General features: G+C 54.5%; 10 protein-coding genes. 3 read left to right on the top strand and 7 right to left on the bottom strand.

Going from position 1 to position 14,016, the window contains the following annotated elements:
• Positions 1-403: 403 nt before the first annotated feature.
• The 6 genes from ACT3HL_RS05525 to ACT3HL_RS05500 form a co-directional block, all read right to left on the bottom strand.
• Positions 404-1,546, bottom strand: a complete 1,143-nt coding sequence (locus ACT3HL_RS05525) for an acetyl-CoA C-acyltransferase (protein WP_445085814.1) — start codon at positions 1,544-1,546, stop codon at positions 404-406.
• A gap of 3 nt (positions 1,547-1,549) precedes the next feature.
• Positions 1,550-2,449: a fumarylacetoacetate hydrolase family protein gene (locus tag ACT3HL_RS05520; RefSeq protein WP_445085813.1), complete on the bottom strand. Its 900-nt coding sequence runs from the start codon at positions 2,447-2,449 to the stop codon at positions 1,550-1,552.
• 146 nt (positions 2,450-2,595) lie between these two features.
• Positions 2,596-4,224 carry an AMP-binding protein gene (locus ACT3HL_RS05515; RefSeq protein WP_445085812.1) on the bottom strand — a complete coding sequence of 543 codons (1,629 nt, stop codon included), beginning with the start codon at positions 4,222-4,224 and terminating at the stop codon, positions 2,596-2,598.
• Between the two features lie 3 nt (positions 4,225-4,227).
• The gene (gene mhpA, locus ACT3HL_RS05510; protein ID WP_445085811.1) at positions 4,228-5,928 is read right to left on the bottom strand and encodes a bifunctional 3-(3-hydroxy-phenyl)propionate/3-hydroxycinnamic acid hydroxylase; all 1,701 of its coding nucleotides are present in this window, start codon (positions 5,926-5,928) and stop codon (positions 4,228-4,230) included.
• A 78-nt stretch (positions 5,929-6,006) separates the two neighbouring features.
• Positions 6,007-6,912 (bottom strand): VOC family protein, encoded by a 906-nt coding sequence (locus ACT3HL_RS05505; RefSeq protein ID WP_445085810.1) that lies wholly within the window; start codon positions 6,910-6,912, stop codon positions 6,007-6,009.
• A gap of 77 nt (positions 6,913-6,989) precedes the next feature.
• The gene (locus ACT3HL_RS05500; protein WP_445085809.1) at positions 6,990-7,790 is read right to left on the bottom strand and encodes a transcriptional regulator FilR1 domain-containing protein; all 801 of its coding nucleotides are present in this window, start codon (positions 7,788-7,790) and stop codon (positions 6,990-6,992) included.
• 319 nt (positions 7,791-8,109) lie between these two features.
• On the opposite strand from ACT3HL_RS05500, the gene ACT3HL_RS05495 reads away from it, so the two are divergent.
• Positions 8,110-9,354, top strand: a complete 1,245-nt coding sequence (locus ACT3HL_RS05495) for an MFS transporter (protein WP_445085808.1) — start codon at positions 8,110-8,112, stop codon at positions 9,352-9,354.
• Positions 9,355-10,237: 883 nt separating this feature from the next.
• On the opposite strand, the gene ACT3HL_RS05490 is transcribed toward ACT3HL_RS05495, so the two are convergent.
• On the bottom strand, positions 10,238-11,023 hold the full coding sequence (locus ACT3HL_RS05490) for a transcriptional regulator FilR1 domain-containing protein (protein ID WP_445085807.1): 786 nt from the start codon (positions 11,021-11,023) through the stop codon (positions 10,238-10,240).
• 384 nt (positions 11,024-11,407) lie between these two features.
• On the opposite strand from ACT3HL_RS05490, the gene ACT3HL_RS05485 reads away from it, so the two are divergent.
• Both ACT3HL_RS05485 and ACT3HL_RS05480 read left to right on the top strand, forming a co-directional pair.
• Positions 11,408-12,844: an FAD-dependent oxidoreductase gene (locus ACT3HL_RS05485; protein ID WP_445085806.1), complete on the top strand. Its 1,437-nt coding sequence runs from the start codon at positions 11,408-11,410 to the stop codon at positions 12,842-12,844.
• Between the two features lie 175 nt (positions 12,845-13,019).
• Entirely contained in the window at positions 13,020-13,952 is a 933-nt protein-coding gene (locus ACT3HL_RS05480; RefSeq protein ID WP_445085805.1) for a VOC family protein, read from the top strand.
• The last annotated feature ends 64 nt before the right edge of the window (positions 13,953-14,016 follow it).

Genomic DNA, 14,016 nt, shown 5'->3' with positions numbered 1-14,016 from the left:
TAATATATTTTGTCTATATATTATGATAGGACCAACTACACCCGGTTAGAGAGATATTAAGCCCTATTTTGGTTAGATACCATATTATATATTATATGTAATTAAACTAAATAACTTTCCGAGAATCCAGCTTTCAGTCTGTCGTATATACCAGTTAGTGCGATATCTATTATTCCGCCCATTGGGAATAACAGATCGAGCGTTTAAGCCTCCAAAGCCACCAAAGAAGCGACACTTCATCACCGACCTCAATTGAATTCATCACTTCGCGAGAGTTAGGCTTATCCTCGCTCTAGGAAGAATCGAATGCATATCTGACCTTCAGGGTGTGATAACACGACTCTATAAATATCCTGCAACTAAGCCCTTGGCGCGTGACTCGGGCCAACAGGACTCGGCAGGGTCAGGCTTTACGCTCGAACGTGATCGCCGCTCCCTGACCGAAACCGACACACATCGTCGCGAGACCGCGTTTGACGTTACGTTTCGCCATCTCGTGGACGAGCGAGACTGGCAGTCGAGCGCCGGAAGCTCCGAGTGGGTGTCCGAGAGCGATGGCGCCACCGTTGACGTTAAGCACCTCGTCTTCGATATTGAGTTCTCGCTTACAGTATAGCGTCTGTGAAGCAAAAGCCTCGTTTAACTCGATAAGTCCGAACTCCTCGATGGTCCGATCTGTGCGTTCGAGGAGGGCCTTAGTCGCGGGTACTGGTCCGATACCCATTACTTCCGGATTGACGCCAGCAACTTCGTGATGTCCAACCTCTGCAAGGATGTCCAAGTCGCGTCGTTTGGCGAACTCTTTACTCGTGATCAGTAGGGCTGCGGCGCCATCCGAAATCTGGGACGCGTTTCCCGGCGTTACAGTTCCGGATTCCTCGAAAACCGTTGGTAATTCACCGAGCGCAGCCTTTGAAGTGTCGCGCCGTATCCCCTCGTCTTCGTCGAAGACGCCTCCCGTTGTCTCAATTGGGACAATCTCGTCTGCGAATCGATTTCCGTCGGTCGCGTCGGCGGCACGTTGGTGACTCCGAAGGGCGTAATCATCCTGGGCTTCGCGCGAAATTTCGTATCGGTTAGCGACCGTTTCAGCCGTCGTTCCCATCTCGAGATTTTCGACACTATAGCGGTCGTCAAGACGCGGGTGTAGCTTCCCAGAGCGATCTATCGGGGTTCTGGTCATACTTTCGACACCCCCGGCGATGATGCACTCGCGCTGGCCTGCCCCGATTGCGTCTGCGGCAGACATCACTGCCTGCATAGAGGAGGCACACCAGCGGTTGATCGTGGCTGCCGGCGTCTCCTCACCAACCTCCGAAAGCAGTGCGATCACGCGGGCGAGGTTGTTGTCTTGTTCACCCCGCTGCTGGGCGCAACCCCACAGCAGGTCGTCAACAGACGCCGGGTCGATACCGGTACGCTTGATGAGTTCGTTGATAAGCGGGATCGAAAGGTCCTCACTCCGCATATCCCGAAATACCCCGTCTTCTTTCCCTTGAGGTGTCCGAACCGCGGCGGCGATCACTGGTGTTGCGTTAGTATTCATACGTTAGGTATCGGGCTCGGCTTCATACTGACAGTCGTTCCGAAGCGTCCCGACCTCGTCAATCCCAACAGTGACAGTATCTCCATTCTCGAGGAGGACCTGCGGATCGCGGAAGTACCCAATCCCGGCCGGGGTTCCTGTGAAGATAAGATCTCCGGGTTTCAGTGTGAACGCCTCGCTGCAAAACGAGACGAGATCTGCTACGTCGAACAACATCTCACTCGTGTTCGAATCCTGCACCCGGCTCCCGTTCACTTCGGTCCAGATGTCGAGGTCGCTGACATCGCTGATTTCGTCATCGGGAACGATAGTCGGGCCGATCGGGGCGAACGTGTCCAGACTTTTGGCGCGGACCCACTGTTCGTCTTTCCCTTGGAGATCTCGCCCCGAGATGTCGTTCCCAATGGTGTACCCGGCGATGTGCTCTTGCGCTTCGTCCGGCCCGACCGAGCGCGCCTCGGTCCCGATGACAGCTACCAACTCAGCCTCATAATCGACAGCGGTCGTGTAAGATGGATCCCACCGAATCGCAGTATCGGGACCAGTGATCGCCTGCGGAAACTTAGCGAAGATAAGCGGCTCTTCCGGTGGGGTGTTACCTGACTCCTCGGCGTGATCAGCGTAATTGAGTCCGACAGCGATGATCTTTTGCGGTTCAGCGATCGGCGCCTGCCTCGTGACGGATTCGATCGGGTACGTACCCTTACCACTCTGCCGGGCGGCTTCGATGGCCTCCGTGGCTACGTCTTCCCAGTCTTCGCGTTGCAGGAGTGACCGGATGGAGGTGACTTTCGACTCCTCCGTTTCACTACTTACGTCGTTGAGATTAACGACCTCACCATCGGTCTCGATGCCCGGCCATACGTCTCTACTATCTGCTGTGGAATATCTTCCAAGTCGCACACGGAAGAATATTCACGATTGAACAAAGTTCTACTGGTTTACCGTTTGGACACACATAAAGAGCAACTCTATCGTTGATGTAAATATTAAATTTTTAATATATATGGGGCTCTCGCGGACCTAAAATGCCCCTTCCGGAATCCCGCTCAGGTAATCTCTCTGTTTTGGTCCTCCCAGTAGGGCTCTCTGAGCGTTTTTTTATCGGGCTTTCCATACGATGTCTTCGGAATCTCCTCAACGAGTGTGATCTCTTTCGGACGTTTGTATCCGGATAATTCCTCTGTTGCGAACGAGTGGATCGCGTCCGCCGACAGGGAGTCGGTATGCGGCACGACGATCGCAATTACCTGTTCACCCCAAGTCTCGTGTGGGACACCAATGACGGCGACGTCCCTGATATCTGGATGCTCTGCCAGCGTATCTTCGACTTCGGTTGAGTAGACGTTCATTCCCCCGCTGATGATCACATCATTCAGGCGATCAAGGAGATACAGATAGCCATCGTCGTCAACCCGTCCAACGTCACCGGTTCGAAGCCATCCGTTTTGCAACGTCTCCTCAGTCGCGTCGGGTCGTCCAGCGTACCGATCCATCACATATGGTGCGCGCGCGAGAATTTCCCCTTCTTCACCAGTTGGCACTTCCTTCCGTGTCTCGATATCGACGACCTTGATTTCGGATAGTAGCGTCGTGGTGCCAGCGGATCTGAGACGCTCGTACTCCTTGTTGTCAATACACCCCTGATGTTCCGCTTTTCCGAGAATGGTTATGAGGTTCGGGACCTCCGTCTGTCCGTAGAACTGGATGAATACAGATCCGAACGTCCCGATTCCTTCCCGAAGTCGATCAGAGGTCATCGGAGCAGCGCCGTAGACGATTGTCTCAAGTGATTCGGTGTTGTATGCATCCACATCGTAGTTGTCGAGGAGGCGGTAGAGCATCGTTGGGACCATAAACGTCCACGTCACGCCGTGGGTTTCAATCGCAATGAGGACGTCCTCCTCTTCGAACCCGTCGTGTACGACGACTGTGGCTCCGGAAAGGAGGCCACTCCACAGGAACAACCCTCCTGAATGGGACAGCGGTGTCGATATCAGAAGCGTATCGTCGCCACTGATGTCGAATGACGCGAGGTGGTTTAAGAGGTTCAATCCCAGTCCCGCTTGCGTGTGGATGGCCCCCTTTGGCTTCCCGGTTGTGCCTCCCGTGTAGAACTGCCCTGCTATGTCCCCGGGTTTGGTCTCAGGCGTTTGAAACTCGTCGTCCGAGGCAATGAGCGACTCGAACGAGCTGAAACCCTCGGGGAGTTCTCGTTCGTCAGCGACCGAGATGACGTGTTCGAGCGCTGGAATTTCATCAGCGAGCTCATCAATAATCTCGATGAACTCGGGCCCAGTAACGACGACACCGGCCCCTGCGTCCCGGAGCACCGTTTCGATATCGCCTCTCGTGAGTTGGTGGTTGACCGGGACACGGGCAGCACCCGCCTTCACGATGCCGATGTCTGCGATGACGAACTCCGTTCGGTTCGAGAGCAGTATTCCTATCCGGTCGCCGATTCCGACGTCCCGCTCGGTCAGTGCTCGGGCAAACGCGTTCGCCCGGCGATTGAGTTCTCGGTACGTGTGATGTTCGGTGTCGGTTACGAGAGCCGTGCGGTCAGCGTACTTTTCGAGTGCCGTCTCGAACAGTACGCGGAGCTGGGTGTTGTCTGCCATACTAGGAATCAGCTGACTTGTGTCGCTTGTCCCGTCGTTAAACGTGTCTTCGTTCATTGTTTACTCAAGTATCGTGTTTCGTTGGTCGGTTTCTGGCGCTGTACCGGCGGCTGGTGTCGTCGAAGCACTTTCTAGTTCCTCTCGTAGGTCTTCGATGAGTGCGGGGAGATCGGATGGAGCACACATACCGTAGACGAAGTGGTCCGGACGGACGAGAACAACGTCTTCGCGGTAGTCAGCCCACCAATCCGTGAGCGTCCCGTCCCGATCGTAGATAACGCTCGTCTCCGAATCGCCAGCCACGAGGTCGGCGACAGACGTCGGAACGCGGAACAACGAACACTGGATCTCGTCGAGATACTCGATATCCTGCGCCGAGAGGAACGAAGTCGGATCGCAGTTGCGCCCGAAGAGCCCGAATCCAGTGATACATTCGTCGAGACGACTCATTTCGCCCGATGAGTCTTGGACCGTGGGCTGGGGGAAGAGCGCTCCGACAGCCGATTCGTCGTCTCCGATTTCGGATTTGATCCGGCCGAGAAGCCCGGTTCGAGACCGCCTGCCGACGTGGTTCACCGACAGGAACCCGTCCGACAACCGCGACGGATCGGGACTCAACTCCTCCAGTTTGGCGTGCACCGGTGGAACCACGTGGAGCGCACGGAACGCAGCGTCCCGGACGAACGCCAGTGGATAACCCATCTGTATCAAGCGTCCAAGACGCATCGACAGCTCAATATTCTGCTCTGCCCGGGGCTTTCGCTCGCGTTCGTATGAGTCGAGGAGGCTCGACGAGGCATCACCTCGAAGTACTGCATCAACCTTCCAGGCGAGGTTTTGTGCGTCACGGATGCCAGTACTCATCCCCTCGGCGGCGAACGGCGGCATCTGATGGGCAGCATCACCCGTGAGGAACGTCCGACCAACTCGCCACTCGTCTGCGAGGAGTGCGTGGAACTCGTACACCTGTTTCCGGATAATCTCGTAGTCGTCGTGTGTGAGCCAGTTCGAGAGGAGGGATTTAATCCCCGCTTGTGTATCGACTTCGGACTCGGATTCGCTGTCGAGCACTTTGAACTCCCAGCGGTAGTGGTTCGGTCCGACGGGTACAAACGTCGTCGGCCGGTCGGGATCTGCGAACTGACTCGGGTACTGAGGCAGTCCAGAGCCGTCCGCGAGTTCGATGTCTACGACGAGCCACTTTCCGTCGAAGCCATAGTCTTCGAGTTCGATATCGAGTAGCCGCCGGACAGTGCTGCTGCCTCCGTCGCACCCGACGACGAACTCACTCGTGATCTCCCGAGTGGAATTCGAATTGCGATTCCTGACAGTAGTCACCACGTTCTCTTCCCGTTGTGTGATTCCCTCAACCTCGTGAGCCTCATAGAGTGAGAGGTGATCGAACCGTTCGAACCCGGTCCGTAACTCTTCTTCGAGGTCCGGTTGGTAAAACGAATAGACTTTGCCCCACCCGTTGACTTCGACGTAGTCTCGGGTTTGCATATTGAACATCGTCTTTCCCCGGGCAGAGAGAAACCGGTACTTCTTGGCTGGGGGGTGGACAGTCGACGCCATCTGTTCGCCCAAGCCGGCGTCCTGAAAGACCCGCATAACTTCGTCGTCGAACGCGACGGCTCTCGGAATCTGAAAGATCTCTTCCCGCTGTTCGTATACGTCTACGGAGTGGCCGGCTTGAGCCAGTAAGTTCGCGGTGACAGCGCCAACCGGTCCACACCCGACAATTGTTACATCTGTGTCCATGGGTATTATTGTTATCTGTGATTGCCTCAGTTACCGCTCCGTTCGCGTGCTCTCAAACAGGCTAAGGCACCGCATCGATTATTGCTCTACTCCAACTTCGGGAAATGTACCTGGCCAATCGCTTAACAACCGATTCGGATCTCCCTCGTGGAACAGCGTCGGTGCGTCCTCGTCGAGCGTCTGGAGTTCTATCGCTATTTCGTGGACAAAATCGGATGGATCGAGGATGTACACCGCGATGTTGTTGCCGATAGGATGCCGTGTGAAGTTCATATCGACTGTTCCGCCGTATCGACCGAAGAAATCCATAAACTGTTTCATATGGGTCATATTCCGCATTTCCCACGCGATATGGTCGAGTCCGACGTGGCCGGTCATATCAGCATCGAGAAGACCGAGATCGTGGTGATGGGCTCCGAGTCGCGTGAACGCGGCCCCCCATTGATCTGGTCCGGCCATCATCACCTCCGAAATCTTGAATCCGAGCGTATCCCGGAGAAACTCGGCGTCTTTCTGGACGGCATCCGAGGAGAGGGTCACGTGATCGAGTCCATTCGGCGTGTGGTGCGTTTGCGGATACGCAGAGTCATCAAGCGAAACGTCCGACCGCTTTTCGACGACGGTCAATTCGACGGAGGTCCCGCCGGGGAGCGTGAACGAGACTCCTCGTTCTTGGCCAGGTTCACTGTCTCTCGTTTCATCGTGGGGATGACTCTCCGCGGAGAGCCCTCCTACGGCTTTATCGAGTACTTCGTCTGTAACTCGGTATCCGACGTGGTCGAGACCGGGTTCACCTTCCTCGACAGCCAGTTCGAAGTCGTCGTTAATACGGTGGTAGTGGTTTTCGGGGATATTCTCTAAGTAGACGACTCCCGCGTCCTGCTGCTTCTTTTGAAGGCCAAAGATCTGCTCGTAAAACTGAACTGACTCTTCAAGCGATTGTACCCGTAGGTGCACGTGATCGGCTTTACGCACGTTTGTCATCGTTACGATAGCACAGTTGCCACAATGATATATAATGATTATGGTTATTGTGGTTGGAACAGCGGCAGTCTATATCACTACCGCGCGGTGTCATCGGACGACTCAATCTGCTCTGCGGTAGCGAGCGCGTGTTTGATTTGTGTTTCCGCCCACTCAACGGCCCGTGCTGATTCACTCCGGATGATTGCATAAACCCCCGAAGAGGTGTGGGACATCACCCAAGCGCTCTTCGACCCGTCTTCAGTTACTGCGACGGTGACCGAGTAGCCGACGTCGACGTCGGTGAGATAGAGCTCGAACTCCTCGTACTGCGACAGTACCTCGATATCGTCGGAGAAAACTGATCGAAGGGTGTCGCCTAATTCGTCGGGGAACACGAATCGAACGCGCTGGTCCGTTCGACGAAGCATTTCGATATGGGCTTCGAAGACACTCGTCAATGCCTGATAGAACAGCGATTGAATACGGCTGGCCGACTTAACGTCGTTTTTAATCAAGTTGAGTGCAGAGCTGGGAGCCCGGTCATCTGAAAATGCTACGTCACATTCCTCAAGGACGGGAGACCCATAATCGAGGTGTCCATCGAAGGACTGGATCGCACGGTCGACACGACAGTGGTGGTCGACCTCTTCGGAAAACCGCTCGAGGGATGCCAGCAGCCTCTCTCCGCGCCCGGTCAGATGATACCGATTGTCGTCTCGCCTCACGAGTGAGCGCTCTTGAAGATTGCTGAGATATCGAGAAATCGATGAAACCGAAACACCGATCTCCTCACTGAGTTCCGTTTGCGTCTGATGACCTTCGTCTAGGGCCTGCAGAATGTCGGAGCGTTCCGTGACGAGTCGCATAATCCCCGTCTCCGACTCGTTTTGTGCCATTATTTGTTAATGATATCGCGAGTATAAATAATTTTCTGGGAATCAGTAGGCGATCAGCGTCGGAGTTTTGGTCTGGAGGTTCGCGTGTCGGCAGATACCCAATCACGGAACGCCGTATAAAACACCGAGCCGAGAACGGAATATTTATATAATATTCATTTATCGGAATCTAATGGGATTCGCCAATGCTTACCATAGTAGTAGCAGGCAGTGTGGTCGGCACACAACCTGTGGTAGAACGACAGTCACGAATCGAACTACCTGAACAGCGAACGCGAACAAGTAGATCTGACCGAATACTGGCCGACGGGGTGACCCAATGAAGTACTTCAAGAGGATTTTCCTCCTCCTGTCCGGAATCTGGTTCCTTGTCGGTATCGAACGGTTCAGTATTGCATATCTCCTCCCGAATATCGCACAGGAATTCGGGATGTCTCAGAGTCGCGTCGGAGCCGTCGTCTCCGTTTTTGCCATTACATTTGGTGTCGGCGTATTCGTTATCGGCACCCTCTCAGAACGAACGGTGAGAGGAAAGCGTGTTGCTATCGTTGGTAGTACCCTGTTCGCAGCTCTGTTTGGGTGGCTGACGGGGATGGCACAAAGCTTCCTACAGTTACTAGCGATCCGCGGTCTGATGGGCATCGGAGAGGGCGGGACATGGTCGCCTGTGTCATCAACGCTGAGTGAGGAGAGCCCAGCCGAGGGTCGAGGCGGCATCATCGGACTAAATACCTCGATGCTCATCTTCGGAGGCACCGTGATTGCTCCTCCAGTAATCACCACACTGGGCGCATTATTCGGATGGCGGGTGGCTTTCTACTTAATCGCCGTTCCAGGGGCTGTCCTTGCGTCTCTGACGTGGTTCGTGATGCGAGATCCTCCGTCATCTATGGAATTGGAGAACTCCTCGAAGAGCGAACGACCCTCCGTGATGGAGGTCCTCAGCGAGAGAAATGTCCTGATTTGTTCTGTTGGCACGGTTATTTTTATGGGATGGCTCTGGGTTATTTCCACCTTTGAACCGTTCTACCTCCAAATGGTGCACGGCATTACCGGCCAATCGATGGGTATGATTATGACCGGCTTCGGCCTCGGGGCAACAATCGGCAGCATCGTGGTCGGAAAACTAACCGACGTGTATCACAACCGACGGGACGTCATTATCGGATTCTCTACCGTCAGTGGTCTGATTGGGGTGGGGCACGCGTTCCTTCCAGCCGGAACTCCGCAGTGGGCAATTTTCCTGACGCTATTCGCGTTCTCCTTTGGATCTGGTTTCATTCCGATCTTGATGATCGTCATTCCAACGGAAACCGTCGGATTCGAACGCGCTGCGACAGCAGTTGGCATCACTTCCGGACTGGGTGAAATCCTTGGAGGCGGCATTCTCCCAATCGTTGGCGGTGGGATCTCCGACATTTGGGGACCTCGGGCGACGATCGTATTCGGTGGTTTCCTCCTCGTCGGTGTCGGACTTATCTCAGTCACTCTCCGGAAAGCAAAACCAGAGACTGAAGAGAAACCGACCAGTCAGCACTCGGCCGTGGCAGCCGGAGAGGACTGATAGAGATCTCACGATCTCGTTTTTCCGCACATACGGAGCTGTTTCATCGACTACCGCGTTCGGGACCTGAGCGCGGTCCACGCGCGTTCATAGGCCTGAATGTCATCTACGCGCCGATCGATGTCCCCTCCGGTCCCCGCTATTAACTAAAGTTCTGCCCGGAGTTACTATCCAAGCTCTGGCAACTCTCTGAGCGCTACTCTCTACCATACGGGCCAGACGAACAATTCCCAAACGTTGCAAACTGCGGCACTTTCCGCGCGCCGATGAAACAACATAGGGGGTTAGACGGCCAAACACGGGACTCTCGCTCCGCTGGAGGATTTCAGAAGTCGCAATCGCCCCACGAACACTCGAGATCCCAACCCTGTCGGAATCATCTGGTGAAAGACGTGAAAGGAGTGTGAGTGTACTGTAGATCGACACGACGGTCAGGAAACTACCACTTCTCTCCGCCAACCCTTGCATTTCGTGCAAATCCGAATCTTAATGAAAGTATTCTCATATTTTCCCATCCCCCGGACCAGTAGAGACACAACACAGGCCTCGAGATGTAGCCCGCTCCTTCATAACAGGTGTACAGATGTGAGAATCATTCGTAGGAGAGCTACGGAGTTGCCATAAAGGCGCTCACGACACATTCTCCGGTCTCTAGTGATCGACCATAGTCCTCTCCTCACCGCTTGATGGTATCATCTCATCCAGCCGGTAGAACGCGCAGAATCGAACGAGTTATAGTAGCGTTTGCACGTCTTCGCTCATCTGATCGCACGACGGCGTGCGATCGAATGCGCAAGCAGTTGCAAACGCTACTATAGTTTATGTCGTGATGATCTTCTCGATTGACATCCAGTTCACGAGACGCTTGAGTCGGACCGTAATCTCAGATGTCCAATTCGGAAGCCGTGCCAATGTATTCCTCTATTTTTGATTCGGCCCACTCGACGGCTTCTGGCGCGTCATTTCGAACGAGGGCTTCGACGCCCGACCCGCTGTGAGCAATAATCCAAGTTTGTTTCTCGCCAGTACGTTGTTCAGTTACAGTAATCGAATACTCGACTGGGTTTGGCGTAAGCAGGAGTTCGATCGGTTGCGTTTCGGACACCTCTTCAATCATATCCCGATAATTCAACCGAAGTGAATCTGAGAGATCCTCAGGAACTACGTACGTGATCTCCGTCTTTGGCGCCGTCGAACTGTGAAAGTAGACACTGAAATAGCTGGTGAGAAGGCTATCGAATACTGCACGTACCGTGATCGCCTCTTGGACTTCGGTTCGGATGGCGTTCAGTCCCGCATCCGGTGCCTTCTGGTCGGAGAACACGACTTCACAATCGGAGAGTATTGGCGCGTGGTAGTCGATTGCTTCGTCAAAGATTGAGCGGACCGTCTCAAACGTACAGACCTCCGCCAAATCCGCCCGATATTGGATATTGCGCTTGAGCACGCGCTCGCCGAACGTCGTAAGCGAATACTGCCCATCTGAGCGATCTACCAACCCGTGCTCTTCGAGGTCCGAGAGGTTCCGTGAAATCGTTGCCACTGTCACTCCGAGTGATTCGCTTAACTGGGCCTGCGTCGACACGGACTGATCTCTGAGGTGCGAAAGGAGATCGTGCTTCGACGAAACCAGTTCGTCGATTTTGTCGATCCGTTCGTCCCGTCTCATACGCCAGTAGTTAACAACCATAATTATAATTATTCCGGTCCATCGTAGCCGACAAACTATAGGTCGCCACCACCACACTTACGCGGTTCGTAAATCAGCCGATCAGCGGCGATGATTTCCTTTTGATGGATTTGGGTGCCCCCTGACAGATGGGGGAATATCAGTCGACCTGATACCCTCTTTAGTCCAGACGCAATGTTTGTAACATCTGTACATTTGTTATTTCATCTATTCAACTGTCTAAGGCTAAGGAGATTACGTGCAGTGCAAAATCAGCCGTGTGGGACTATATCTCACAGCCACTTACGGTCCATCATAATCTATCACCATCATAAACAGTACTTATTTATACTTTGACTCGCACCGTGTTGGACGAGGAAGCCAATGACCCTAGAGACTGTTCCGCGGTACAACAGTGAACAGACCGATATAATCGACCAACACGCGATCGTGATCGGCGGGAGTATGGCAGGACTGGTTACTGCTCGAGTGCTCGCCGATTACTACGAGGAGGTAACGCTACTCGAGCGCGATACACTTTCGGACACACTTGAAGTTCGACGTGGTGTACCACAGGGCGACCACGTGCACGTGTTGCTTGAGGGCGGCCGGTCGACGATTGCCGACCTTTTGCCGGGGTTCTGTGACGACCTGATCTCGTCCGGAGGGGTGTTGATCGACGAATCGACCGACTTGCATCGTTACCAAATCGGCGACTACCTCGCAAACGGGGATCGTCGCCTGCCATCGTACACGGCGTCCCGCCCCCTGTTCGAGAACACAGTCCGAAACCACGTCGCCGACACCGACGGCGTGACCATCCGCGACGGTTGTCATGTCGTAGAATATCTATCGAGCGACGACGGGGAATCAGTTGATGGTGTCGCCTACGAAGATGAGGGCCGTATCGAACTCAGGTCTGATCTCGTCGTAGACGCGACTGGCCGCCGTTCCCACACGCCCGACTGGCTCGAACGCCACGGCTATACCAGACCACCGGTCGAGAAGGTCCACCAAGATCTAGCATACTGTAGTGTGACGATCGAACGGCCGCCAGACGACCGTCGAGCGTTCCTGTACGCTCCGTCACCAGGTATGCCCAACGGTCACCGGACAGCGACTGCTGTACCGATAGAGGACAATCAATGGGTTGTCACTCTCATCGGGATGTTCGAAGATCACCCACCGACGACCCGAGACGGATTCGTCGAATTTGCCGACTCATTACCGGGCCCCGATATCGCAGATCTCCTCAGAGAGCAGTCGTGGACGACTGACGAGATCACCAAGTACCCATTCCCGTTCAGTCAGCGACGTCGGTACGAACACCTCGATGAGTTCCCCGAGGACTTGCTGGTCATCGGGAACGCAATTACCAGTTTCAATCCAATTTACGGCCAGGGGATGTCGGTAGCCGCGCTTGAAGCGCTTCAACTGCACCACACGCTGGCTGACGGCGGTCAGGAAAACCTCGCCCCACGGTTCTTCGATTCGATCGGAGAAATCATCGATATTCCGTGGTTCCTTGCCGTCTGCTCTGACTTTACCTTCCCCCAAACAGAGGGCGATAAGCCTCAAAGGGTTCCTGTTCCGTGGTTCCTTGCGAGCATCAAATCATTCCTCGATACCACATCGGACGGCGCGGAAACACACGATTTGGATGTCATCAATTGGTATCTCGGAGAGCTCATCCAAACTGCACACACGGATCCGATCGTCTCTGACGCGTTTTCGCGGGTTGCACGACTCGAAAAACCGAATGAGGCGCTGTTCGCACCTGAAATCGCCCAGCGAGTTCTGCAGCCATCACCAACTGAGTAAGCAACGACTGGATTATCGTGTTGAACGCCAACGGTGTCACTGGAATCGAAAACGTCGTCAGCACTACCATCTACGGCATCGACAGATAGCGTCAGCGGTGTGAAATCCACATTGGCGTTCCGATTATGGTTGGCCGAACCAAACCTTAAAGTATAATTGGTATAGATCGGTACCTATGGCTGTTGCAACACTAGGCCATGTGGAACTGCTATGTCCCGACCTTGAGGCTTCCCGTGATCACTTTCACGACGTACTGGGTCTGGAAGAAGAGTTCAGAGAGGACGGTCGCATCTATATGCGGGCGTGGGGGGACTGGGAAGCGTACACGCTGATCCTCACTGAGTCGGAAGCACCTGGCATTGGTCACGTCGCACTGCAAACGGAGACTGACGACGACCTCGATGAGTATGCGTCACGTATCGAAGACTCGGGGTACGAGATCGAGTGGCGTTCGGAAGGGTCCGAACCTCACCACGGCCGATCGATCCGGTTCGATTCGCCAGCGGGATTCGAGTTCGAACTCTTTCACGAGATAGACCGCGTCGAGATAGACGACGAGGAAAAAAGTGGATTAAAGAATCAGCCTCAGAAGCGCGTTGATCGTGGAGCAGAAGCCCGTCGGATCGACCATATCAATTTCTTCGTTCCGAACGTCGAGGAAGCCACAGCGTGGTGTGAAGATGTCCTCGACTTCTCCCTCCGTGAGGAGATTGTGGACGAGGACGACGGAAAGATCGCGACTTGGATCAGTGTCTCACCGCTGGTGCACGAAATCGCGTTCGTCAAAGCGCCCGAACGACAGCTCAACCACCTCGCGTACTATCTGCCCTCGCAGGGTGACCTCTACCGATCGGCCGACGTTCTGCGCGACCAGCAGGTACAGTTGACGGGCGGACCGGGCAAACACGGCGTCTCACAGGCCCACTACCTGTACCACCTCGAACCCTCTGGACACCAGATCGAGCTTTTCGCCGGGGGATACTCTATCCTTGACCCGAACTGGGAGCCGGTCACGTGGTACCCCGATGAGATGCAGGATGGCCTTTTTTGGTGGGGAAAAGAAGTCACCTACGATCCGGAAGAGGGACAGGCCGCACCGCCGGAGTAATTCGAAGCACTTGATGGGCTGACCAGCTGCTGGGCGAGGACTGCGGCTGTTCAGTTGAGGACGT

This window comes from Halobellus sp. GM3 (assembly GCF_052545375.1).
Note: the sequence above shows the minus strand (reverse complement) of the source record. Positions and strands in the feature narration are given on the sequence as shown.